Origin of the sequence: Tumebacillus lipolyticus (assembly GCF_042682745.1) — a bacterium.
GTDB lineage: Bacteria > Bacillota > Bacilli > Tumebacillales > Tumebacillaceae > Tumebacillus_A > Tumebacillus_A lipolyticus.
Genome location: NZ_JBHUIO010000005.1, coordinates 1,163,648 through 1,187,862, shown reverse-complemented (window position 1 = coordinate 1,187,862; position 24,215 = coordinate 1,163,648). Strand labels below are relative to the sequence as shown.

Here is a 24,215-nt window from a genome sequence, read left to right as displayed (position 1 = left end):
CCCTCAAGCGCTCGCAAGCAGCTTGAGGGGGTTTTTCACGCGTTGTCCGGAATGACAAAGGACACAGTCGTTCCTTTCTGGGGTGTGCTTTGAATCGACAACCCTTGACCGTACAGCTGAGTCAACCGCCGATTCGTATTGGAGAGCCCGATCCCACCTTTGCGATCGGCCGTCTGATCCAACAGGTGCTCGACCTGATCTGCTGCCATCCCCTTGCCGTTGTCGATGACTTCAAAAAGGGTGCTGCTGTCCTGGCGGGCGATCCGAATCTGAACGGTGCCGCCTTTGCTCCGACTCAGCAGGCCGTGCTTGACCGCATTTTCGACCAAAGGCTGTATCGTGAGCGGCGGGAGCAGCAGGTCGATCGCAGGGTCGACCTCCCAGACGATCGACAACCTGTCCTCAAATCGTTCCTTTTCGACATACAGGTACGCTTCGACCAGTTCGAGCTCGTGGGAGAGCTCAACCAGTTTCCCCGTATTCAGGAAATCGAAGCTGATCCGCAAAAAGGAGGCGAACGCATCGCCCAGCTTGCGCATCTTTTCCGTATCGATATCGCTCAGCGCCATGATCGAATTGAGCGTGTTGAATAGAAAATGAGGGTGAATCTGCGCCTGCAGATAGGCAGCCTCCATGCGCAAACGCTCGTTGATCGACTGCTTCAGCGTGGCCAATGCCCGAATTCGGTACTGCAGTTCCAGCGCGTCCACCGGCTTGGTCACATAATCGTTGGCTCCCGACAAGAATCCGGTGTAGATGTCTTCAGCTTGGCTGCGCGCGGTCAACAACAGAATCGGCAGCTCCGATACGGAGTAATGCTCCCGTACGCGCTGCGTCAACTCGTAGCCAGACATGTGCGGCATCATCACATCGGCGATCAGCAGATCCCATTGTTGGGTGTCGAGCAGCTCTAACACCTCGCGAGCAGACGTCGCAGTTGTGATGTTGTACGGCTCTGTCGAAAGGATTTTCACCAGCACATTGAGGTTGACCGGGTCGTCGTCGACCGCCAGGATGTTCATCTTCTCGTCTCGCAATAGCGTTGGGGTGAGCGCGGAGGCTGCCAGTACGCCGATCGGCTTGTCCGGTAAAATCATGTCGGCCAGCCCCGCTTCCGCTCCTGCTGTGATCTGCTGAAGGTGAAGCGAAGGCGAGCTCTGCATCGAGGCGAGACTCGACGGGGGGGCAAACGGCAGGTCAAAGCTGAAGACGGAGCCTTTGCCCAGCTCGGAGCGAACGGTCAATGTGCCGCCGTGCAATTCTACTAACTGCTTGCAGATGCTGAGCCCCAGCCCGACGCCTCTGCCATCGCTTACTCCATAAGACCCTTGTTCATAAGGGAGAAATGCTCGCGCCTGCGTTTCCTCATCCATGCCAACCCCAGTGTCGGCGATGTGGAGAATGACATGGCCGCTCCTCGTCTCCGCAGAAACGGAGATCGTTCCTTCCTCTGTGTATTTGAGGGCGTTGTGCAAGAGATTATATAAAATCTGCACCAGCCGCTTCTCGTCGGTCATGACTGGCGGCAGCGACTCCGCGATGTCCATCCGCAGCCGAATCGGCTTGCCTTCGACCATGAAGGAAAGCATGCCGATCACGCCAGGAACGATCGATTGGATTTGCAATGGCTCCTGTTGCAGCACGATGCGATGCTCCTGAAGGCGGGCGACATCGAGCAGATCGCCGAGCATATGGGACATGCGGCGGCTGATGGTGATCAGCAACTCCATATCTTTGAGGCTGCGCTCATTCAGCTTTTCTTTCTCTTTGGTTACGACGCTCTGCGCGATATTGATGATGCCGTGCAGCGGCGTTCGCAACTCATGTGACGTATTGGCGAGAAATTGGTCCTTCAGCTTGTCCGCTCTTTTCAGCTGTTCGTTGAGCAGGGCGTTTTCTCTGGAATTGCGGAAGTATTTCTTGAACCAATACGTGGAGAATCCCAAGAGCGCCGCAATGAGATTGATCGGATAGTAGACGGTGGTGACCTCTAGTTCAGACTCGACGATGCTCCACGACAAGTTGGAGAGGATGCCAGCTGCGGTGAGGAGCAGGAAGACGACATCTTTGTCCGCCTTTTCTTTGAAGATCATCGTTCCGACCGTGTAGATAAACCAAACGATTGCAATCAGATAGAACGTGAGGAAGATGTAGAGATCGATGATCCCGTTCGCCCAAGAAGCGGGCGCGACCAGCAGGACTCCAGTCAGGATCCCCAGCGCCGCCGTATAGGCGCGCAACCACACGTTTGGTGATGGGGCCAAAGCAAACTTTCTGAAGATCATCAGAATGAAGTAGTTTTGCCAGAGCAAGGCGATCAGCCTGATCTTGATCGCCCACGCATAACTGAATGGGAACCATAACTGGAGCACGTTATCATGACCGATCAGAATCGCGATGCTGACAGTCAGCATTAACAGTGCTACGTCGAGCAATGCTCGCTCCCGGGGATTGAAAAAATGAAGAATCCCAGCATATAACCCGTGCAACAACAAGATGATAAACATCACCAGTTGAAATCCGATCGAATACCAGCGGACGTTATCGATCGCAGCCTGAGAGCCGAAGCGAATCGAGCGAACGATCCCACCTTTAAAAGGCTCGTCAAAGTTGGCGACACGAATCAGCAGCTCGATCTCCGTCGTCCCCTCGCCCGAATAGGAAGCGGTGTAGGAGATGCTTTTGGGCGTGTACTGTTCGGCTGTCGTGGCAGGTTGACCGACCGTGCTCGTGGGAATTCCGTTCATCTCCACCTCTGAAGAGGCTTGAATTCCTTGCAGCCACAATGTGTAAGGCTGTTTCAGCGGATCGACGAGGATGCGCAATCGATAGGTTCCATATCCGTAGGATGATCCGGAATCTGGATCGAGCACACTGCTCCAATCTCCTGGGACCTGAATGGGACTGGATTGATTACCCTTTTCCTTTAGATCTTGATATGTGATGAGTTGGTTCGGGTAGAACTCCCATTGTCCGTCTAAAAAGATTGAAGGGGACCTCTCCAAATCAACACCGCGCAAGTCGAGCACGCCTTGAACGGCACGGTGGGAATCTAACGTGGTGAACGCTTCGCCCCAGGCTAAGCGCAGGCCGAGGAGAATCCCGATAAATAGGATAAAGATCGCAATATATTTAAGCGCTGAGATATTTTTTTTCGCATCATAAATTGTGACTTCGACATAAATTCGCCTTATACCTTTTTAATCGATCGGTGCATTAATGCTCTCGTCACCTAACGTCTCGCTTGTATCGGTTGAGCGCTTGCTACCTTTCGTGGGGTGTCATCGTCAATCAGCTACGACAGCAGGCGGGTGCAAGGAACTCGTCGTATTTTTGCACAGAAAAAGCCATCAAGCGAATGATGGCTTTCTGTGGTTGACCTTAGGCGGACAACTCGTCGCTTTTGATTTTGAAAACTTTCGTGCGGCAGTAGGGAAGCACCCAACGGTCTAAGCCGAACTTACCAGCATTGTAACCTGCAGATACGATAAGGATACCCATGATAATATCGGTAGGATTATGAGAGATAGTTCCTGCCAGCAAGAACGCAAAGTTCATGACCATTCCGAAGAATGCAGCAGCAGTTGTTAGACATCCAAGAATGAGTCCCAAACCAACCAAAAATTCTCCCCAAGGAACCACTACGTTGAACAGCTCAACATTGGGCAGTGCAAATGATTCGAGGAACGATACGTACCAGCCAAATACGGGCTCGCCGTTGCTAACTACCGGTTTGGCGACCGCGTTTGCCAAGTAGCCATTTGCATCAAAGCCACCGGTGATCTTTTGCCAGCCTGCCGTTAAGAACAGGTACCCCCAGTACACACGAATGATCGTTAAGATACCGGCTACGATGTTATTGCTTCGATAAAATTTTCCAAACATCACGTTTGCTCCTTTCAAATAAATTAGAAGGGATTACCATACCATAAGAGTAACACTTTATTTTCCAAAAAGAATCAGCTTGGAAAAAAGTTCATGTTTTTGCAATAAAGTTTTGACAGACCTATGAACGTAATAAGTCCTCACGATCACACAAAAAATCTCAAAGTGGTTAGTTCTTCAATCTCGGAAACTGAGTAACATTGGGTGTTAGCGAGTGTTATGAAGTTTTAACATCGGAACTTGCAACGCTATATCGAAGCGTATTGACGATCGCGGAGAAAAATACATTTGAATCGGGAGGACGACACTGCGAACCGTATCTGATCGGTTGCGCATGTTGGTCTGACGCTCGGATAGGGCGTTCCGTTCGAAAGAGTAAGATGCATCACATCACACAAGCAAGTAACTTCATATAATAAAGTATAAGGTTTGATCAGGATTGCAAAGGGAGTCCGATCTTAATGGAGACAGTGCGATTCGAGATTTGAAAGATAAGCAGTAGCCGACGCTTTTGAAAAACCACGAACGAGTGGTGAGGAGGAACGAAATGACAGTCAAGATCAAAGTGTATTCAGACTACGTATGCCCGTTCTGTTTTCTCGCAGAAGACCCGCTGCTACAGGCGACCCATGGAAAAGATGTCGAGGTTGAATGGATGCCGTTCGAATTGCGACCCGCTCCGAACGAACCGCTGCGACCGGATGAACCGTATATCCAGCGCGCGTTTCACCAATCGGTAAAACCGATGGCGGAGCGCATGGGCGTGAACATCGTGTTGCCGCAGATGTCGCCACACCCGCGCACACATCTGGCGTTTGAAGGATTCCAGTTTGCCCAAGAGCATGGCAAAGGCGGAGTGTACAACCATCGCCTGTTCAAAGCGTTTTTCCAAGAGGAGCAGGACATCGGAAATGTGGATGTGTTGACCAAGCTCGCCGGTGAGGTCGGATTGGACGAGGCGCAGTTTCGCGCAGCTCTCGAATCTCGAACCTATCAAGAGGCTCACCAGAAAGCGCTGCATCACGCGTACAACGAAGCTCAGATCAAGGTGGTTCCAACCGTTGTGATCGGGGATCAAGTCCTCGAAGGGCTGCGAAGCAAGGAAGCGTTTGAGCAGGTCATCAACGCGGAGCTGTCGCAGCTGCAGGACAAAAAAGGTGCTGGTGAAGGAATGGCTTGCAGCATCGACGGTTGCTGAGGTGGTTGCCGTGGGAAAGGAAGAGGAGCCCTACATGTGGGGCTCCTTGTTTTGCTTCTGTGCGCCACGGTCACCGTCGAACCCCAAGCGGGGCCAATTCCAATGTGAGACGTGAGCTGCGTGTAGTCGGCAAATTTGTAAATCGGCAGCGACTATGATAGTATGTTGCCCGATGAGGAATCTTTTACAGTAGAGGTGATTGCAAGTCACATCTACAAGTAGTAAGAGGTTTGATTGTGATCATAGCGGATGAGGAGATGAGAACATGGCCGATTTGCCAAATTGCCCGAGCTGCAATTCAGCATATACGTATGAAGATGGCAGTTTTTTAATTTGCCCAGAATGCGGGAATGAGTGGACGCTGGGGCAGGAAACAGAATCGAATGAAGACAATAAGATTTTTAAAGATGCGAATGGCAATGTGTTGAACGATGGTGATTCGGTCATCGTCATCAAAGACTTGAAAGTAAAAGGAAGTTCCTCCGTCCTGAAGATGGGGACGAAGGTGAAAAACATTCGTTTGGTCGACGGGGATCACGATATCGATTGCAAAATTGACGGCTTTGGCGCGATGAAATTAAAGACCGAATTTGTAAAAAAGGCATAGACCTCGATTCATAAACAAGACCTCCTGATTGGCTGAACGCTAGGGAGGTCTATTTTTTAATCTGAAAAATAGATTCAATCAAACAGAGATCGGTGTAGTATAATAGGACGCACTACGCTTCATTTTCCCTTTATTACCCAATCTCTTAAAAAGGAGCAGTGCGTTTGACGAAAATCCACAACATCCACAACATGCCTGAAAAGTCGGTCGACATCTATGGGCCGATGAAGACGATCTACCTCGGGCTCGCCGCTGGCAGTGAGAAATTGTACGTGAATATCGACTATGTAGACCCAGGAGCAAAAAGCACAAAATATCATGCCCACTCTACGCAAGAAGAGTTTTTCTTGATCCTGAAAGGCAGCGGAATCTTGCGGATGAACGATGAGGAGCACCCAGTTCAGCAAGGTGATTTTGTTGCCAAGCCGGCTGGGAAGGGAATTGCCCACCAGTTTATCAACAACGGAACGGAAGTGCTGGAGATTCTCGACTGTGGGCTCCAAACGCCGGACGATGTCGCCACCTACCCAGATGAGGACATGGTGTACGTTCGACAGCTGAAGAAAAAGTTTAAAAATTCTGATGCGATTCAGGACTGGTCGAGCGAGCCGAACGAGTGACCCTGCTGATCCTGAGGCGGTTTGCGATGATCGAGGCGAGCTGTCCGCCCTCATCTCTAGCGGAAGCAGACCTCTCGTAGCCACCAAGCAAACGGGAGGTCTGCTTCTTTTTCGTAGGTTGAGCAGGGCGATGATAGAGGTCAGTAAACTGAAAAGGCGTGTGTCGCGCAAAGGCTTGGACAAGGATGTCCCAAGCCTTTTTTTGTTGGGAGGTCTGGAGAAAGCGCTCGCCTTTGCCACCCGATCGATAAAAAAGATGCACCACGAGGGCGCATCAGCTAGAAAATATTTAGGAACTTGCTGTTGACGCGGAGCAAAATCCGATTCGATCGACGGTCATTTCGATCGAGGTATCGCGAGGATCTACAAGGCGCTCTGACCTGCCCACGAGAACAACCGGCCTCAGATCTTTTCTTGATGCGTCTGTCGGAAATAAGTCAAAGACTGATCGAGCAGTTCGATCAGCTGATCGCTTCGCTCTTTGCCCAGATGATCGATCAATCCTTCAAACAGCCTTTTAAACATCTCGCTCGCCTCTTGCGCGACCCGTTCCCCTTTTTCGGTGAGCGAGATTTCGACCATTCGCCGATCGGTCGGATGGACGGAACGGATGACATAATCATTGCGAATCAAATTGTTGATCATCTGGGTGACCGTGGGAGAAGTAACTTGTAGGATCTTGCTAATATCTGAAACAGCAATGCCTTTGCAGTCCGTATGAGTGCTTCCTTCTTTTATCGCCAGCAGCAGACGCACTTCACTCGCCTTGATGCTCCATTTGGTCTGCTTTCGCCAATCTGATTTTGCAAACCGCGAGAAGAGCTCGATTAAGCGGACCACATTTTCATATTTATCTGCAGTCATGATTTCCCACCTTTATCGATAATACCCTCATGATGATCGCTCATCTGCGAACGTCGTAATCATAACACTTCAGCTTGTGTGCCATCAACTTCATAAGCGGTGGCGTGAAACTTGAAAAAACAAGAACGAATCACCGATTCACAAGTTAGACATAGCTGGTGGCTTGCGGTCGAATCGAGCGAAGAATAAGCCTTGAAAGGAGCAAGATCAGCATGTATAATAACAAAATAGGTTGGCTACCTAATTATTATAACAAGGGTCAGGCCTAATCACAATCGAAAAGAGGAGTAGGATGGAGAACTTATCACAGAGACAAAAAGTGATCGTTATGATCGCGTTGATGGCCTCGATGTTTTTTGCTGCTATCAACCAAACGCTTGTCAGTTCAGCAATGCCGAGGATTATTGCAATGTTGGACGGAATGGAGTATTACTCCTGGGTCATCACGATCTACATGCTGACCTCTACGGTGGCAACAGTTTTGGTTGGTAAGTTATCCGATATATACGGACGAAAACCATTCCTGTTGTTTGGGATTGTCATCTTTATGTTGGGTGCGCTGCTCACCGGCCTTTCCACGAACATCTTTCAGATGATCACCTATCGCGGGATTCAGGGCTTGGGCGGCGGTGTCTTGATGTCGGTTACGACGATGGCTGTCGGCGACCTGTTCATGCCTCGCGAACGGGCAAAATGGACGGGGCTGATGATGGCGATCTTCGGTTTTTCCAGTGTGATCGGGCCGACTCTGGGCGGCGTCATGATCGACCACATGGAATGGAAGTGGCTGTTCTGGACGTTCTTGCCGCTCGGGATTGTCGCGTTCGCGATGATCTGGCGGATGTTTCCGAAGACGCCGCGCGTTCCGGCCGAATCGATCGACTATTGGGGTTCGCTCTTTTTGTCCCTCGCGATCATTGCGCTGCTGTTGGGATTCTCTTGGGGCGGGTCCAAATATGCGTGGGATTCGATCGAGATTCTCGGTCTGTTTGGCGCAGCGGTTCTCTTCACCATCATCTTGATCTTGATTGAACGAAAAGTAAAAAGCCCGGTGTTGCCTCTGTCGCTGTTTAAAAACTGGATCGTCACCAATTCGAACCTTGTCGGATTTATCATGAATGCCGGAATGATGGGGGCGATGGTGTACTTGCCCTTCTTCGTTCAAGGGGTGAAGGGGCTGAGTCCGACCCAATCGGGATTTGTGAACATGCCGATGTCGATCACGATGATCGTGCTGAGCAGTTTGGTTGGACGCTGGATGTCCAAAACAGGAAAATACAAGCGCTATGCGATCGCCGGCATCTTCGTGATGATCATCGGCATGCTGATGATGGTGTTTATGGATAGCATCGGAATGGCGATCGCCAGCATGTGCGTGTTCGGGTTGGGGCTTGGCTTGGGCATGCCAGTCTTTACGCTGGTCGCGCAAAATGCAGTTCCGCTCAACCAGCTGGGCGTGGTGACCGCATCGGCCACGCTCTTCCGAAATCTGGGCGGGACGATCGGGATCGCCGTCTTCGGTTCGATCATGAACTCGACACTGAAGCGGAATCTGGAAGAGAAGCTCGCTTCAGGGGAGGGTGTGGATCTATCGAAACTGGACCCACAGCAAGCGGAACAGATGTCAGCATTTTTAAACCCGCAGATTCTGCTGGATCAGCCGAAGTTGAAGACGATCGAAGCTTCGCTGCCGGACGGATTCCAAACCTATTTCGCTCAGATGATGGATATGCTCCGCTCCGTGTTGAGCGACACGCTGTCCACCGTGTTTTTGAGCGGGGCAGGGCTGTTGGTTGCGGCACTGCTTTTGGTCTTCTTCCTGAAAGAAATTCCGTTGCGCTCTGCTGAAAAAAGCGAGGCGCCGAAAGAGAGCTAATCGCAGAGCGAGGCATACAAAAATAGAGAGCCATGCGTAGGAAGGGAAAGATGGTTGGTGTAACCATCCTGTGGTGATTGAACGAGGAGAAAAGAGCTGATCGCATCTGCGGTCAGCTCTTTTACGTTGGAAAGCTACTCAGAGAGCACTGCAGCTGTCCGAGTGGCTTTTTTGCGCGCATGTTCCCCCGCGACAAGCTGACCACTTGCAGAGCGGGAAACAATCATCTCCAAATTGGACCTACCAAGATGACACCGTCTTCTTAGTTTGCGCATAGTTTATCAGGAGAAAGAAATCTGCATTTCTTTCTGCTAGGTTTTCAAACCTGCTCATTCTATCACCAAAGGGAAAGGAGGTGATCGCATGAATGGAGCAAAAACCTTTATCAACAATACGCTGGCTACTTTGCAAATCACCCTCTATCAACGGTTGGGAACGGACCCTGCCAATCTAGGCAACGTCGTATCCTTTGTGCTCTTACCGCTACAGACGCAAACGATCACGTATGGAGATGAGCAAAACCCCTTCCTGAATGGTCTGTACCTGTACACCTTCTTCAATGGGGATACGTATTTGAAAATGCAATACGTAGCGATCGCAGAAAGCCCGCTCGATAACCTGCTCAACACAAACGATATGATTTCCTTCTCGCTGGTGGAGGCGGATATCGTCACGTATGCATCGAATCCTTCGCTCGACGCTGTCAACGCCGCTCAAACGACAGCCGAAATGCGAGCTGCACTTGAAGATCCAGCGCTCGGGCTTGATCTCACCGCATATGATGCGCTCACCAGCACAGAAAAAGATCAGGTGGCAGCCACCGTATTGGCCAACCGGCCACTCTCCGGTTATCCGAGCGTTGCAAGCGTCCAACAGGCGCTCGACGAGGCGATCAACGAGCTTGTCGATCCAAACAATATTTATGTCAGCGCGGGCGCAGTCGGAGGAGATGGGAGTCAGGCGCATCCGTTTGGCACGATTCAAGCGGGGATCGCGGCAGTCAATCCAGAGGGAACAGTCCATATCCTGGCCGGTACGTACCCGATCACTTCGCAAATCGTTGTCAACAAAACGGGGATCACCCTCCAGGGCGAACCGGGAGCGTCGCTCTTGTTGCAAGCAGACTTGATTGCCATTCTGGTCACAGCGGGTAGCACGACCATCTCCGGGCTGGAGATCACGAGTGACATCCCGTATGCGAAAGAGTTTATCCAAGTGGGTGGGAACGACACGACCTTGCTCAACAACACGATCTTTGGCCCGGCCCAAGCATTGCCGATGTCAAACTGGGTCGTGAACCGAGCGGTTGTCCCACAGGTGAGCATCACCAACTTGACGGTGCAGAGCAACACGTTTTTCTCATTGCGAACGGGGATCTACATCAACCCGAACGTGACAGGAGCGATCAACAACAATGTCGTCTACAATACGAAGGGCGGCTTCTTGGTGGATCGGGCGGTAACAACGTTCAATGGAAACTCCTGGGGAAGTCCGAGCAACGAGTTTGACATCGTGCTGCTTGTCGGTACCACGATGGGCCCACCGTATGACAACTTGCAAGCTTTGAGCGCAGCCAATAGCAACGCGACGATTTCAGATCAAAGGTAATGCGATCAGCCTCCCATTCGCTTGGGAGGCTTTTTGTTAGGAGTTCATCCGCTTGTCGACCAAGCGTTTCGTTCGAGGTGGCAAGTTTTTATATTCCGAAAAGAATCGTCCCGCTCTCGTGGTTAAGGTGCTCTGTTGCCACAAAGTTCGGCTTCAACCTGTGCGTATGCAGGGAGTGGCGATTTGCGCCAGATCAAGGGGGGGCGAGCTTGGACGTGCGATATGATATGATGGGGAGCAGGTGATGATCCGTTTGGAGGTGTGAGGATGGAAAAGCACAATGTTCATGCGGAAGACCATGAGGTGGAGAGCGACCTCCCGACCGGGCTGTCAAAGCCAGCGCTGCGGGCACTGACGCAGGCGGGTTACGTGAGGCTTGAGCAATTCACCAAACTGCGTGAAGCGGATGTCTTGCAATTGCATGGTATGGGACCGAAGGGGATCGATCAGCTTCGTCGAGCGCTCACCGCCAAGGGGCTTTCGTTTGCCAGCTCCGACCTTTAAAGCAACGAATTGAACTTGAAGTCGGCGTGCGACTTTGTGAGATGCACGATTGTTTCGGGAATTGTCTTGTCTCCAAGTCTTGCCACAAATAGGAAGGCTATCGTCTTGAAGTGCATCTGCTCTCTATGATAGAATCGGCTACAGAACTTTTGTACGCGAAAAGAGATCACAGCTGTGCAGAACAGCTGTGATCATTAGCAGATCGGATACCCTACAGGGTGTCAGCTCGATGAAAAGCTCAGAAGTAGACCTTCTTAGCCCTCACGCTCATGGGAGGTCTATTTCTTTTTTCCATAGATCCTTTTTCATAGATTGAGTAGGAATGAGCCGACCTGCTTCGAGGAGTTTCTGAAGTTGTGTCGCCGATCCGAATCGGAGGAGAAAAAACGGAAAGGATGTTCTGTAGGAGAACGTATTTTCTCGATGATTCGTCCGATGCACAAAGCATCGCTTGCTACCGTTGCATTGAGCCCTTTCAAAAGTACCAGCGAACGATTTTAGACAACAAGAGAGGACACGATGATGAAAAAACGATGCTTTGACATGCTTGTTATTGTGGTAGGAGCGTTTATTTTTGCTCTGGCAATCAATCTGTTTGTGATCCCCAGCAAGTTTGGCGAAGGCGGGGTTACAGGGATCACCATCATTTTATACTACGTCTTCCAATGGTCGCCCGGTATCGTCAGCTTGATCTTCAACTCGGTGCTGTTGGTCGTAGGCTATAAGTTTTTGGATAAAGCGACGATGGTGTATACGATTATCGCCGTATTTTTGCTCTCCCTGTTTCTCTATCTGACGGAGGGCTGGCATATCAATTCGGATGAACTGATCATCAATGCCATCTTTGGCGGGCTGCTCGCGGGGGCAGGGATCGGTTTGATCATCCGAGTCGGCGGGACAACTGCTGGTACGACCATCCTCGCAAAAATTATGAACAAGTATTTGGATTGGAATGTTAGCTATGCGTTGCTGTTTTTCGATCTGATCATCGTTTTCTCTTCCTATTTTGTAGTGGGTGCGCAAAGCTTGATGTTCACGATCGTCATGCTGTATATTGGCACCAAAGCGATGGATTTTATCATCGAGGGCGTGAACCCGAAGAAGGCGATCACGATCGTTTCCAAAGAGCAGAACCAGATTGCTGAGCAAGTAAACGTGGTCATGGGTCGCGGCGTGACTGTCATCTATGGACACGGTCATTATACGAAAGAACCGCAGGAGATCCTTTATATTGTGATCAGCAAACAGGAATTGAGCATGCTGAAGAAGATTGTGCGGTCGATCGACAAAGAAGCGTTTATCACCATCCACGATGTGCGCGATGTGTTTGGCGAAGGGTTTATGGAACTAGCGAAGTGATCGGGCAGAGAAAGCTCCGGCAGAGAGGCAGCCGGATTGACGGTAGCGAATGATCGTCGACCGGTGTATCCGCCTGTGGTTTGTATCCACCCTCCTTGAAACGATGAACTGAGCTATGCTAGAATAATCTTATAGAACTTGCGTACAATAAAAAGAGACCCTAGGTGCTATGAACACCTAAGGTCATTTGCACAACGGATACCCCCAAAGGGTGTCGGCTCATGGTTTAACTGAGAAGAAGAGACCTCCTAAGCCTGCCAAGCTCAAGGGGAGGTCTACTTCTTTTTTAGTAGGTTGAGTATGGCGATGAACACAGTGAGCAAACCGAAAATGACCGTGGCAACCAAACCGCCGAATGCAATCATCACAGTGAGCGTCTGAAATTCTGTCATCATACCGTTCTCACCCCCTTTCATCAGGGGATGAGCCGACCACCCTTGAGGAGCCTATCCAGTTGTGTTGGTTGCATTCTACCATAGAACAAATCCTTGTGCTAGGATTTACATCTTGAAAGACCTGCCTTGCGAACACGCGTAAGGGAGGTCTTTTTTGCGTGTAAATAAGTTGAATGGTCCGATTTTTGATCGGTTGAAAAGGGAGTGATCGGGGTGACCTCGAATAAAATGTGTCGTGACAAAAGAGAAGCCGAATCGGGGGAGATCGATTTGCGGAACACGAAAGCATTTTTGATTCTACTATGTTCGCAATTGCTATTCGCACTGTTTTTATTTCCGTGGTTCTTGTTTGCCGGGATATCGGTCATGGGGCTGGGCGCACCAGGCTCGGAAGAGAATCTTGTGGTGGTCGCCATCATTCTGACCATCTGGGTCTACCCGTTGGGACTGGGCGTGGGCATCATCTCCAGCTGGATCGCCTATGCGTTGAAAAAGGATCGGCTGGCCTATTGGCTGAACTGCATACCGCTGCTCTGGATTGCGCCGATCGTCATTTTCTGGGGGTATGCCCTGCTGAGTTAGGAGCATGTGCTTGAGAGTATTTTGGGAGTGGCAGCAGCTATGCTGGCGGAAAGGAAGAAGTCGGGAGGATCGTCGGTGGGAATGAACAACTTGCGAAAAAAGATCAGTCTCAGTTATCGGGTGGCATGCCTGACGTTCATACCGCTGCTGTCGTTTCTCCTGCTGATCGGAATATACGATCATACGGTGCCGAATCTGTCGGCGCCAGAGGCAAAACACGGTACGCTCGACCTGAGCCAGTGGGATTTCGGCAAGGGAGGATTCGTGAACCTCGACGGGGAGTGGTCGTTCTATCCGAACCAACTCTTGACGCCTGATGATTTCCGAAGCGGCGGTGCGTTGCCTGCCGCCGCTGCTTATCCTGACATTCCCAACGCTTGGTTCGATGGGACTCCTCCCGACCAAGCAAGCCAAGCCCAATACGGCACGTATCGGCTGGCCGTCAAGCTGAAGGAGAGCGACGGCAGCTATGGGATTCGGGTATCGAACGTGCTGATGGCCCATCGCCTTTATGTGAACGGCATGCTGTTCGGCCAGAAGGGACATCCCGCTTCAGACGTCCAAAGCTATGAGGCGGGGAACACACCGTACACGACCTTCGTCCGCGTGGAAGGGCGAGAGCTGGACATCGTGATGCAGGTGGCGAACTTTACCTACGTGAACGGCGGCGGCTTCGAAGAGCTGCAGCTGGGCTCGCAGGCGGACATGCTGATGATGGATCGGATCAAGTTTGCGGTCGAGTTTTCCGGTCTGTTCATCCTGCTTCTGTTTGGCGGGTACCATCTGAGCATCTACGTCCTGCGGCTGCAGGACAAGGCGTATCTCTACAGCGCGCTCTATTTCCTGACGCTGCTGTCGATGATCCTCGTGAGCGGGGACCAGCTGGTTCTTCAGCTTTTTCCGGAGATCTCCTATGAGGCGTCGCAAAAAGTGTACAACCTGGGCGGATTCTTAAACATTGTGGTGCTCGGCATCTTTCTCTTCCACCTCGATCGGAAATTGCTGACGCGCCGGCATCTGTTCGTGCTGTTGACGCCGATCGCCGTCTATTTGGTCGCCGTCCTGATCTTTCCCACTTCGCTGTATGCAAGGGTGGGAAATCTGCCGTGGAACTATGCGATGCTGCTGGTCGCTTTCTACCTCTATCGGGCGATCCGCCTGTATGTGAAGCAGGATGGGAAGCTAGACCGCAAAGAGGCGGCGCTGCTGATCGGGGTGCTCGTCTCCATCGCCTCGATCCTGCTGTTCGGCCTGTTCTACTTCCTCGGCTGGGTGCAGACCGATCTTGGGCGGCGGCTGGCGTTTCTTGCGGTCATCATGTTTATGAACACGCTGCTCGCGCTGCGCCTCACCCATGCCACAGAGCTGACGGAACGGCTGACAGAGCAGCTGATCTTGCGCGACAAGTTGAAGGATGAATTTCTCGCCAACACGTCGCACGAGCTGAAGACGCCGTTGCATGGGATTCAAAACATGACGACTCATCTGCTGGACGGAAAGGCAGGGGCGCTTACGGAGCGGCAACGCAGTGAGCTCTTGTTGATCCACGACACCTCGACCAAGCTTTCGGCGCTCGTCAACGACCTTGTGGATGTCGTCCGGTTGAAACAGGGGGACTTTCAGCTTCAAGCGACCGTCCTGGATCTGCGCGTCGCCGCCCAGACGGCGTTTCAAGTGCTGGAGTTTGAGCTGGCCGGCAAGGAGGTGCGCTGGGAAAACCGCATCGCACCTGGCACGTTTGCCACTGCGGATGAAAACCGCGTTCGGCAGGTGCTGTACAATCTGATCCACAATGCGATCAAACACACGAAACAGGGCTGGATCGAGGTCAGTGCAAGCGTGGCGGACGGCCGCGTGATCGTGTCGGTCGAGGACACGGGAATCGGCATCCCGCCTGATCGGCATGAGGAGATCTTCGGCTATTTTGTACAGGCGGAACGCGCTTTGCCGAACGACGGATACACGGGGATGGGGCTCGGACTGCATATCGGCCGACAGCTGGTCGAGCGGATGGGCGGCACGATGTTTGTGGAACGGTCCGAGCTGGGGCGAGGGACGCGCATGACCTTCACGCTCCAAGCTGCGCCGCTCGCGGCGGCTGCAACGGAAGCGGAGCTGTCCCTCGCCGATCGAAGAGGGCTGATGGCGCCTGCCCGCGCTGCCGATCTTGACATCGTCAATTCCTCGCGGACGAGCACCGTGCTGATCGTCGACGATGAAGCTTCGAACGTCCGCATCTTGCTCAACCTGTTGGGGGAAGAGCACAATCTGTTGACCGCATTTTCTGCAAAGGAAGCGCTCCACAAGCTGGAAGAACACCCGCAGATCGACCTGCTGATCCTCGACGTCATGATGCCGGAGATGTCGGGCATCGATCTGTGTCGGACGATCAGGGAAACGAGGTCGGTGTTGGAACTGCCGATCCTATTTGCGACGGTGAAGGACTCCCCGCACGACATCGAGCTGTGTTTCCGCGCGGGAGGAAACGACTTTATCGCCAAACCGTTCGATCAGAAGACGCTCGCCGCGAGGGTGCGGACGCTGCTGTCGATGAAAACTTCGATGGATCAGGCGATCAAGAGCGAGCTGGCGTTTCTGCAGGCGCAGATCAAGCCGCATTTTCTGTACAACGCGATCAGCAGCATCATCTCGTTTTGCTATTCGGACGGGGAGAAGGCGGCCCATCTGCTCTCGATGCTGAGCCGCTACTTGCAGATGGTGTTTCAGCGGGATCACCAAACGCTGCACGTGCCGCTCCAGATGGAGCTCAAGCTGATCCATGCTTATGTGGAGATCGAAAAAGCCCGTTTCGGAGAGCGACTGGCTTTCAACCTGCAGGTGGACCCAGGGGTAGAATCGGTCTGCATTCCTTCGCTGACCATCCAGCCGTTCGTCGAAAACGCCATTCGGCACGGCCTGTTTGACAAAGCGGGGCCGGGCACGGTGACCTTGTCGATCGCAGATGGAGACGGATATGTCCGAGTGGAGATCGTGGACGATGGCGTTGGCATGGCGGACGATCTGCTCTACCTGTTGCGCGCCGGGGATCGTGCAGAGGGAACGGGCATCGGCATGACCAACATCCGCAGGCGCCTTGCCGCCATACGGGGCGCAAGCATGGCGATCGATTCCGCCTTGGAGCGAGGGACGAAGGTGATCGTCTATTTGCCAAAACAGGAGCAGTAACAGGAGGGCGGTGGCGATAGCGGTGTTTCGCGTGATGATCGTGGAGGATGAGCAACCCATCTTAGACCTGATGAAGCGATTGGTCGAGCAGCATCCGCTGCTGGAGTTGGCAGGGTCGTTTACCAGCGCGGCAGAAGCGCTCTACGCATTTGAAGCGCTCAAGCTGGACGCTGCCTTTCTCGACATCGAGATGCCTCGGGTCGGAGGGATCGAGCTGGCAGAAAAGCTGCGAGCTGTTGATGACAACTTGCAGATCGTGTTCACGACCGCCTACCCCGAGTATGCGATCGAAGCGTTTCGGGTGAGTGCGGTCGACTATCTGGTGAAGCCGGTCGCGGCTGACGAGATTGAGCGGGTGGTCGCTCGTCTGGCGAAAAACCATTCCCGTCGGAAGGAGCGTTCGACCGTACAGGCGGAAGAGCTGTTCGTTCGCTGCATGGGGACGTTCGAGACGAGAGGCCTAGATGGCAGCCTGATCAAGTGGCCGACGCGCAAGACGGAAGAGCTGTTCGCCTACTTCCTCGTGTATCCGAACCGGCTGGCAGGCAAATGGCAGCTCGCCGATCTGCTCTGGCCAGATCTGGAGGAAGAGCGTGCGCTGCACAACGTGCACAATTCGGTCTACCGTTTGAAAAAGGCGTTGAAGGAAGCGAGCATTGCGATCGATTTGACCCATACGAACGAGGGGTATTACATGCGGTTGACCCCTGGTTTCTCCGACTTGACAAGCTTTCGGGACTTTCTGCGGCGCACAGCGATCATCGATCATCGCAACGCGCATGAAGGGGAGACGCATTTCCGAATGTATCAGGGGCCGCTGTTCGGAGGGAAGGACTACGTTTGGAGCGCCGGGGTAACCGCAGAGCTTGCGGGGCAATATGCGTCGCTGACCAGAATGCTGGTCTCCTTTCACCGGCGAAGCGGGGATGATGCCGCGGCGAAGAAAACGCTGTGCGCCTACTTGACCCATGTGCCGCTCGATGCGGAGATGAATGGGGAACTGCTACAGCTCTATCTTGCGCATGGTGAACAGGATCGATTTCGCCACCACTATGCGCGCTATCTCGAACAGCTCGAACAGGAGCTTGGGGTCGGTCCAGCGGAGGAGATCAAAAGATTGGCAGAGCAGATCGAATAGGAGGAGAGGGTGGCCGAATGGCCGCTCTCTTTTTTTATGCTCCCGCTTGGCTTGGGAGAATTTTGGGAGCGCGGTTTGTTAGCATCCGAATAGCAATTCCAAAAGAGGGGGAAGAGGATGAATCGATTGAATTGGAAGAGCTGTACGGCGCTGATCACGACGATCGCGCTTGTCGATGTGCTCGTAAGCCCGATGGGGAACGCGGCAAGCGCAGCGGCAGGGCAACCGGGCGATGGCAGGGTGCCAGAAGTGGGCACGTTGAGAGTGGGGTCTCCTTATGCGGTGATGAATGCGGCGGCGCTGCCGGAAATCATCACCCCATCTGTCGTAAGGGATGCGATCAACCTTTTTTTCAGCGAGGAGATGGACGGCAGCAAGTCTCTGGAGTCGCAAGATTTTGTGGTAAAGGTGGATGGGCAAGTCGTGCAGGTGACTGCGATCAGCCCCTTGATCGACCCCGACCTAAAATTGACATTTGCCTTTCTCTTCCTTGAGCGGCCAGTCGTGAAGGGGGAGACGGTGACCCTCCAATATATCAAAGAGGACAACCCGATCACCGATCTTTCGGGCGATCCGTTGAGCACGGCAGAAGCGGCAGTCGCGAATGATACGCCAGGTGTTTTTCAAGAACCGCCGGTGATCGACCTGCCGAGCAAAGTGAAATACAAGCCGAAAGCGGGAGACCAACTTGTCACCTTTCGGCCGACCAGCGGCAATGCGAATCGAATCCAGTTCACCTTCCCGAATCAGGCGGGCAACAGCGCTTGGCTTGAGACGAATCAAACGCTTCATAAAAAGAGCGACTATGTGATTCTGAACAACACCGATTCTGTTTCGTACACGCCCCAAGCGCTGATGGTGAATGAGAGCATGTCGATGATCGATATGATCCTGCCAGCTGGCGTTTTTTTGGAGGAGGGGAAATCGTACACCATTGCGATGTCCAGCACGGCGAGCGGCAATGAAGTCAGGCTGCCAGCGACTCCGACGACGACTGGCGAAGCGTGGCTGACGCTGTTTCGGGAAGTAGAAGGCCTGAAGATCATTGATGAGTACAGATTTTACAATTTGGTGTTAGACCAACCGCCGAATGTGCCGCCGACTCCAGCGGCAAATTTGACGGCGACGATCGAGCGGGGAGCGCCTGCCGTCTCGTTTGATCCGAGCCAGTTGGCGACAGACGAGGATGACGACCCGCTGACGCTCTCCACACCTGCCTCCGATGATTCGAGCGTCGCGACAGTTTCGATCGACTCGAACCGATTGGTCGTTCAACCGCAAGGCATCGGGCAGACCGAGGTGCGCGTGGAGGTGAGCGATGGTCAACTGCACACGGTGACGGTGACCCTTCAGGTTGAGGTCAAGCAACCGGTGACGCCAGCGATCTCGCCAGATGCGATCCAGATCGCGCCAAACGGGGATGGGTCGTACAGCCTGAAGATCGATGAGGTTGCGGCCGATGCGGTGGTCAAAGTTTATGAGCTTGCGGCGAACGGCAGTCCCATTCAGACGAAGCAGCAAGGGCAGGCAAATGGCCCGCTGACCTTGCAGTTCGTGCGCGGGATCGAAATGACGAAAGTGTACGTCACGCTCACCGACACGGTCGCCGATCGGGCGGAGAGCGTTCGAACTGGAGTCGACATCCCGATCACCGATCTTCAACCGTTGACAGACGCGATCGAGGCGGCGCAGAGCAAGCATGACAACGCTGTGGAGGGAGCGGCGGACGGCCAATACGCTCAAGGCTCTAAGGCGATTTTGCAAGCGGCGATCGGCGCGGCGCAGGCGGTGCAGATCAACCCACTTGCCACGCAAGGGCAGATCAATGCGGCGGTCACGGCGCTCCAAGAGGCGGTGGCAGCGTTTGAAGCACAAAAGGTGCGGGTCGAGAAAGCGTGGCTGAGCGCCGCGATTGTGAACGCACAATCTCTTCATGATGACGCGGTTGAAGGGGGAGCGCCGGGGGAGTATCCGGTCGGCTCCAAAGCGATCTTGCAAGCGGCGATCGACGCGGCTAAAGCGGTGAAAAACGATGCGCTCGCCACGCAAGAGCAAGTCGATGCGGCACTCACTGCGCTCTACGATGCGACAGACGAATTTGTGATGAAGGAAGTTCCAATCGATATGACCGAATTGGAAAGAGTTTTCGATCTTGCGCGGACGCTCCACATGCAAGCGAAAGAAGGGGCAGCGCCGGGGGAATATCCGGTTGGCTCCAAAGCGATCTTGCAAGCGGCGATCGATGCGGCGGGTGCGCTGTTCGATACTCCGCTCGTCACGCAAAAGAAGGTGAATCTGGCGGTGGCCGCCCTCCAAGAGGCGATCACAGCGTTTGAGAAGAAAAAGATCGGAATCGGCGACGGCGGAAACCCGAACTCCTATACGCTGGACGTCTACTCAGATCGCGAATGGATCGGAAGCTTGACCGTTCAGCGTACCTTGGGGCAGGACGGGCGGCGAAAAGATGCGCTGGAGCTGTCAGAAGCGTTTGTGAGAATGGCGATCACGAAGCTGAAGGCGGCGGGGAAAGACAAGCTGGAGATCGTCTGGCCCGCTTCCAAGTCGGATGCGTCAGAACTTGTGGTCGCGCTGCCGCAAGGAACGGCAAACGCGCTGGCAACAGGCGGGATCGCTCTCGATCTGCGGACGAAAGATGCGGATCTGCTCCTCCCGTCCGCTTCGCTACAAGGGGGTAAAGAGAGCGTGACACTCCGCGTTTCTCCCCTTCGAGATGATGCGAGCCGTGCGAGCATGAGCAAGCGGGCAGAAGCTTCGCCGACCGTTCTGTTGACGGCTGGCAGCGGGTCAGTAGCTGTCATCGGCGACCCGGTGCCGATCGAGACGAATCTGCTCACTCTGCCAAACGGCAAAGCGACGCTGACCCTGCCGATCGACGATGCGGCAGGCAACGAAGATGTCGGGGTCTACATCGAATACAAGGATGGAACGAAGGAACTGACGCGGGGACGCATCGTCGCTGCTGATGGAAACGCTAAAGCGATCACCTTGCAGGTTGATGTTGCGAAGCTGGGCATACTTGCGCTGGTGAGAGTGAGCGGGTGGAGCGCGTTTGAGGGCGGTGCGCGGGCGGCTTACATCTCGGGCTACCCGGGCGGTTTGTTCAAGCCGAACGCAAGCACGACGCGCGCGGAGGTAGCAGCCATCTTCGCCCGCTTTTTCGGTGCGAAAGCTAGCGGTGGAGAGACTACTTTCACCGACGTCTCCGCCACGATGTGGGCAGCAGATGCGATTCGCTTCACCTCCGCCCGCGGTGTCATGAAAGGCTATCCGGATGGCACCTTCCGCCCTGACCAGCCGATCACGCGCGCCGAGATGGCCGTGCTGCTGACCGCTTTCCGCAAAGGAGGCGATGCGGTTCAAAACGGCTCTGGCTTTGTGGACACAGAGGGTCATTGGGCGGCAGATGCGATCTGCTGGGCACAGGCGGTCGGTCTGCTGAGCGGGTATCCGGACGGTGCGTTTCGACCGGAGCAAGCGTTAAGCCGCGCCGAAGCGGTGGTGATCCTGAACAAACTGTTCGATCTCAAACCGACCGCTGCGGGCGCGGCGATGTACGCAGATGTGCCATCATCACACTGGGCGTTTGAGGCGATCCAGAGTGCTGCCAGCGGCACATCGAAATAGGTCGTCCCTCGCAGTCGTGCAAGCGGTTGGACGAGGATGACAAGTAAAGAAGACCTCCCAATGCCAGTTGGCGGACGGGAGGTCTTTTTGCTGTACATTGATCAGAATCGAGAAACACCGAAGACGTAAGAGGAGAGCTCCACCCCGCTCCTTAACGCAAGGGAGCTGCCGGGCAGGATCTCCATGCTTTTAGAGGGAAAAAGTCGCCTCGATGTCGGGGCGCTCGGGGCGGGCAAACTCGTTACCGCTTCATATACCAGTCTAGCGCCTTTCTCTCCAGCTCTTTTACGAACGCATCTTTGCCGTCCATATACGCTTCGATGTCCTGTGGAAATTGTTTTGCGAGACTCTCTTTTAGATCTCCGTACTGCTTCGCCACATCTGCATGTGCCCGAAGGTAGTCTCTGACAGCCAGATGGCGATCGATATCTTCCGCGTTACCCGCTTGAAAGACGTGAACATGATGTGTGCGGCGATCTCCGCCTTTGCGGAAATACCGCCTTCCTTGCATCCCGAACTCGCCCATGCATTCATAACCGAGCGCTGTCATCTGCTCATTGACCAAATCGACCTGTTCGATGTCCCGCACGACCGGCATGATATCGATGATCGGTTTGGCGGACAACTGAGGAACTGACGTGCTCCCGATATGATGAATGTCGATCAGCTGATCACCCAAAATATGCCGGATCTTTTGCGACTCTTCGCTGAACATTCGTGCCCATGTCTCGTCATGTTTCGCAACCACAACATTCATTTGCCTGACCTCCTGACGTTTTACCTTTCCTATTCGACGATGTCTTCCCGATTCCTCGGGTCGATAGAATGTCAGGAGGTCAGAACGGGAAGCTCAAAACTGATCAATCCGCTTGTTTACACACCTGAGTTGTAAAAAGTACACAGTTGACCTACATAAAAATACAGCCTTTCCAATCCTCAACGTCCGCTTCTTGCCAATCGTGAACCGACGATTCACTCCCCGCTGCGGGAGCAGATCGAGCGGCTGTCGACACTTACCTCTAGCGCTGGAACGGGAGAATTTGTTATGCTTTATATGAAAATGATAACCATTCTCATTTAAAGGGGTATGCAGTGATGTCGTTACCACTTGAAATAGGCAAGATGAGCGCAACGCTTTGGGAGGTAGAACTCATCGCGGGCGACAGCGCCTTTCAACAAGGTCAGCATCTGACAAATACGTTTACGCTCCTCGTTCTGCTGAGTGGAGAGGGCATTTTGGAGCGAGGGTCCGCATCCTGTCCCATGCGTCAGGATACGGTTTACATCTGTCCGCCGGAAAGCACGTTCGGGATTTCGGCGGGAGGGCAAGAGGTGCTGTCAGTCGCCCAGATTCGCTTCGGTTTTTTTCAGGTCTCCAACCCGAGCCGAACGAAGATGCACGCGGTTTTGGCGGAAGGGATTCTGCCGGACAGCAGCAGCATCAAGGTCGAGCCGGCAGGGCGTTTGCACGCGCTGTGCCGCTCGATGCACGAACAATTTTGCAGTGCGGAGCCGCTCCGATGGTGGCGAGCACAGGCGCTGTTCCAAGAGCTGTTGGTTGAGGTGTTGTCAGCGGCGAGCAACAGAGCGCAGGATGACACGCATCAGGCGATGGAACGGTCAAAAGCGTATATGGAAGCGCATTTTGCGGATGACCTGACGATCGATCGCTTGGCCGGAATCGCCGGCTTGAGTCCAAAATATTTTGTCGACCTGTTCAAAAAAAGGTACGGGGTGAGCGTGCTCGATCATCTGACGCAGATCAGGATGAGCAAAGCGAAACAGCTGATGTTGTGCTCCGAGCGTCTGCTGCGCGATGTTGCCCACGAGGTCGGCTATCGGGATGAGTTTTATTTCAGTCGCAAGTTCAAGAAGGAGGTGGGCATGTCCCCTTCCGCCTTCATCAAGAAGCGGCAGCGCAAAGTGGCAGTCTACGGCTCCACTTCGCTGATCGGCTATCTGATGCCGCTTGAGGTCATCCCGTATGCCGCTCCCCTGCATGCAAAGTGGACGAGGTACTATAACGATCTATTCGGTGCGGACATTCCGATTCATCTGGACGCGTACCGGCAGAATCACAACCGGAGTGCCAACCTCGACAAGCTCGCGGCAGCCTCGCCAGATCTGATCATCTGCTCGCCCGGATTGGACGGATGGGAGCAGGAGCGGCTGGCGGCGATCGCCCCTGTGTTTGAGCTGCCGAGCGAGCGAGAAGGTTGGCAACGGCAGCTGCTGGCGGTCGCCGAGCTGTTGGAAGAGCCTGTGCAGGCGCAAAGGTGGATCGCATCGTTTGAACGTAAGCTGGCGACCGTTCGCGATAAGATCGGCAAGCAGGCGCAGGAGAACAGCGTGTTGACCCTACGACTGCAAGAGGATCAGCTGACCGTCCACTGCAACCGCGGCATGTCAGATGTGCTTTACAGCGCCCTGGGCTTTCAATCCCCCTATCCGGCTGCCGAGCTGCCGTTCAACCTGCCGATGACGCTTGAGCAGTTGGACACTTGTGGTGCCGATCATGTTCTCCTGCTCGTCTGGCAGGAGTCGGACACGCTGCGCGCTTGGAAGCAGATGCAAGAGACGCCGCAGTGGCTGTCGCTCAAAGCGGTGCGGGAAAACAGGCTGCACCTGATCGCCTCCGAGCCGTGGCGTGAATATTCGCCGATCGCGCTGGAACGGATGCTCGACGATGCCTGTCAGCTCCTGTCTGGAAATCGTCCATAACTTTTCTGGTGATCGTCCATGTTCGAA

General features: G+C 53.7%; 17 protein-coding genes. 12 read left to right on the top strand and 5 right to left on the bottom strand.

The genetic code is table 11. From position 1 onward, the window contains the following. Nucleotides 1-35: 35 nt before the first annotated feature. Complete coding sequence (locus ACFSOY_RS10735; RefSeq protein ID WP_386046817.1) at nucleotides 36-3,167, bottom strand: hybrid sensor histidine kinase/response regulator; 3,132 nt, start codon at nucleotides 3,165-3,167, stop codon at nucleotides 36-38. 214 nt (nucleotides 3,168-3,381) lie between these two features. Beyond that, on the bottom strand, nucleotides 3,382-3,885 hold the full coding sequence (locus tag ACFSOY_RS10730) for a DoxX family protein (protein WP_386046455.1): 504 nt from the start codon (nucleotides 3,883-3,885) through the stop codon (nucleotides 3,382-3,384). A 547-nt stretch (nucleotides 3,886-4,432) separates the two neighbouring features. On the opposite strand from ACFSOY_RS10730, the gene ACFSOY_RS10725 reads away from it, so the two are divergent. The 3 genes from ACFSOY_RS10725 (at nucleotide 4,433) to ACFSOY_RS10715 (ending at nucleotide 6,310) form a co-directional block, all read left to right on the top strand. Further along, complete coding sequence (locus ACFSOY_RS10725) at nucleotides 4,433-5,083, top strand: DsbA family oxidoreductase (RefSeq protein WP_386046454.1); 651 nt, start codon at nucleotides 4,433-4,435, stop codon at nucleotides 5,081-5,083. A 265-nt stretch (nucleotides 5,084-5,348) separates the two neighbouring features. Beyond that, nucleotides 5,349-5,690 carry a zinc ribbon domain-containing protein YjdM gene (locus tag ACFSOY_RS10720; protein WP_386046452.1) on the top strand — a complete coding sequence of 114 codons (342 nt, stop codon included), beginning with the start codon at nucleotides 5,349-5,351 and terminating at the stop codon, nucleotides 5,688-5,690. 164 nt (nucleotides 5,691-5,854) lie between these two features. Continuing rightward, a complete protein-coding gene (locus tag ACFSOY_RS10715) occupies nucleotides 5,855-6,310 on the top strand; it encodes a cupin domain-containing protein (protein ID WP_386046450.1) in 456 nt (151 codons plus the stop codon). Between the two features lie 402 nt (nucleotides 6,311-6,712). On the opposite strand, the gene ACFSOY_RS10710 is transcribed toward ACFSOY_RS10715, so the two are convergent. After that, nucleotides 6,713-7,174, bottom strand: coding sequence for a MarR family winged helix-turn-helix transcriptional regulator (locus ACFSOY_RS10710; protein WP_386046449.1), 462 nt, complete (start codon nucleotides 7,172-7,174; stop codon nucleotides 6,713-6,715). Between the two features lie 292 nt (nucleotides 7,175-7,466). Between ACFSOY_RS10710 and ACFSOY_RS10705 the strand changes: the two genes are divergently transcribed. The 4 genes from ACFSOY_RS10705 to ACFSOY_RS10690 all read left to right on the top strand — a co-directional run bounded on the left by ACFSOY_RS10705 (nucleotide 7,467) and on the right by ACFSOY_RS10690 (nucleotide 12,521). Continuing rightward, the gene (locus tag ACFSOY_RS10705; RefSeq protein WP_386046447.1) at nucleotides 7,467-9,050 is read left to right on the top strand and encodes an MDR family MFS transporter; all 1,584 of its coding nucleotides are present in this window, start codon (nucleotides 7,467-7,469) and stop codon (nucleotides 9,048-9,050) included. Nucleotides 9,051-9,413: 363 nt separating this feature from the next. Then, a complete protein-coding gene (locus ACFSOY_RS10700; RefSeq protein ID WP_386046445.1) occupies nucleotides 9,414-10,658 on the top strand; it encodes a right-handed parallel beta-helix repeat-containing protein in 1,245 nt (414 codons plus the stop codon). Nucleotides 10,659-10,925: 267 nt separating this feature from the next. After that, nucleotides 10,926-11,162 (top strand): helix-hairpin-helix domain-containing protein, encoded by a 237-nt coding sequence (locus ACFSOY_RS10695; protein WP_386046444.1) that lies wholly within the window; start codon nucleotides 10,926-10,928, stop codon nucleotides 11,160-11,162. 522 nt (nucleotides 11,163-11,684) lie between these two features. Continuing rightward, a complete protein-coding gene (locus tag ACFSOY_RS10690) occupies nucleotides 11,685-12,521 on the top strand; it encodes a YitT family protein (RefSeq protein ID WP_386046442.1) in 837 nt (278 codons plus the stop codon). 275 nt (nucleotides 12,522-12,796) lie between these two features. On the opposite strand, the gene ACFSOY_RS10685 is transcribed toward ACFSOY_RS10690, so the two are convergent. Further along, entirely contained in the window at nucleotides 12,797-12,916 is a 120-nt protein-coding gene (locus ACFSOY_RS10685) for a putative holin-like toxin (protein ID WP_386046440.1), read from the bottom strand. A gap of 366 nt (nucleotides 12,917-13,282) precedes the next feature. On the opposite strand from ACFSOY_RS10685, the gene ACFSOY_RS10680 reads away from it, so the two are divergent. From ACFSOY_RS10680 to ACFSOY_RS10665, 4 genes are all read left to right on the top strand, one after another. Continuing rightward, nucleotides 13,283-13,498 carry a hypothetical protein gene (locus ACFSOY_RS10680; RefSeq protein WP_386046438.1) on the top strand — a complete coding sequence of 72 codons (216 nt, stop codon included), beginning with the start codon at nucleotides 13,283-13,285 and terminating at the stop codon, nucleotides 13,496-13,498. An 81-nt stretch (nucleotides 13,499-13,579) separates the two neighbouring features. After that, on the top strand, nucleotides 13,580-16,684 hold the full coding sequence (locus ACFSOY_RS10675) for an ATP-binding protein (RefSeq protein ID WP_386046815.1): 3,105 nt from the start codon (nucleotides 13,580-13,582) through the stop codon (nucleotides 16,682-16,684). Nucleotides 16,685-16,694: 10 nt separating this feature from the next. After that, a complete protein-coding gene (locus ACFSOY_RS10670; RefSeq protein WP_386046436.1) occupies nucleotides 16,695-17,822 on the top strand; it encodes a response regulator in 1,128 nt (375 codons plus the stop codon). A gap of 117 nt (nucleotides 17,823-17,939) precedes the next feature. After that, the gene (locus ACFSOY_RS10665; RefSeq protein WP_386046434.1) at nucleotides 17,940-21,467 is read left to right on the top strand and encodes an S-layer homology domain-containing protein; all 3,528 of its coding nucleotides are present in this window, start codon (nucleotides 17,940-17,942) and stop codon (nucleotides 21,465-21,467) included. Nucleotides 21,468-21,708: 241 nt separating this feature from the next. Here ACFSOY_RS10665 and ACFSOY_RS10660 read toward each other — a convergent pair whose 3' ends face one another. Beyond that, complete coding sequence (locus ACFSOY_RS10660) at nucleotides 21,709-22,224, bottom strand: GrpB family protein (protein ID WP_386046432.1); 516 nt, start codon at nucleotides 22,222-22,224, stop codon at nucleotides 21,709-21,711. 338 nt (nucleotides 22,225-22,562) lie between these two features. Here ACFSOY_RS10660 and ACFSOY_RS10655 point away from each other — a divergent pair, with 338 nt between their 5' ends. Next, nucleotides 22,563-24,188 (top strand): ABC transporter substrate-binding protein, encoded by a 1,626-nt coding sequence (locus tag ACFSOY_RS10655; RefSeq protein WP_386046430.1) that lies wholly within the window; start codon nucleotides 22,563-22,565, stop codon nucleotides 24,186-24,188. Nucleotides 24,189-24,215 lie beyond the last annotated feature (27 nt).

Bases quoted from the DNA above. Each gene is read 5' to 3' on its own strand.
- ACFSOY_RS10705 (WP_386046447.1), top strand. From the start codon at position 7,467: ATGGAGAACTTATCACAGAGACAAAAAGTGATCGTTATGATCGCGTTG.
- ACFSOY_RS10695 (WP_386046444.1), top strand. From the start codon at position 10,926: ATGGAAAAGCACAATGTTCATGCGGAAGACCATGAGGTGGAGAGCGAC.
- ACFSOY_RS10720 (WP_386046452.1), top strand. From the start codon at position 5,349: ATGGCCGATTTGCCAAATTGCCCGAGCTGCAATTCAGCATATACGTAT.
- ACFSOY_RS10730 (WP_386046455.1), bottom strand. From the start codon at position 3,885: ATGTTTGGAAAATTTTATCGAAGCAATAACATCGTAGCCGGTATCTTA.
- ACFSOY_RS10665 (WP_386046434.1), top strand. From the start codon at position 17,940: ATGAATCGATTGAATTGGAAGAGCTGTACGGCGCTGATCACGACGATC.
- ACFSOY_RS10675 (WP_386046815.1), top strand. From the start codon at position 13,580: ATGAACAACTTGCGAAAAAAGATCAGTCTCAGTTATCGGGTGGCATGC.
- ACFSOY_RS10685 (WP_386046440.1), bottom strand. From the start codon at position 12,916: ATGATGACAGAATTTCAGACGCTCACTGTGATGATTGCATTCGGCGGT.
- ACFSOY_RS10655 (WP_386046430.1), top strand. From the start codon at position 22,563: ATGTCGTTACCACTTGAAATAGGCAAGATGAGCGCAACGCTTTGGGAG.
- ACFSOY_RS10725 (WP_386046454.1), top strand. From the start codon at position 4,433: ATGACAGTCAAGATCAAAGTGTATTCAGACTACGTATGCCCGTTCTGT.
- ACFSOY_RS10680 (WP_386046438.1), top strand. From the start codon at position 13,283: ATGGGGCTGGGCGCACCAGGCTCGGAAGAGAATCTTGTGGTGGTCGCC.
- ACFSOY_RS10700 (WP_386046445.1), top strand. From the start codon at position 9,414: ATGAATGGAGCAAAAACCTTTATCAACAATACGCTGGCTACTTTGCAA.
- ACFSOY_RS10690 (WP_386046442.1), top strand. From the start codon at position 11,685: ATGAAAAAACGATGCTTTGACATGCTTGTTATTGTGGTAGGAGCGTTT.
- ACFSOY_RS10710 (WP_386046449.1), bottom strand. From the start codon at position 7,174: ATGACTGCAGATAAATATGAAAATGTGGTCCGCTTAATCGAGCTCTTC.
- ACFSOY_RS10660 (WP_386046432.1), bottom strand. From the start codon at position 22,224: ATGAATGTTGTGGTTGCGAAACATGACGAGACATGGGCACGAATGTTC.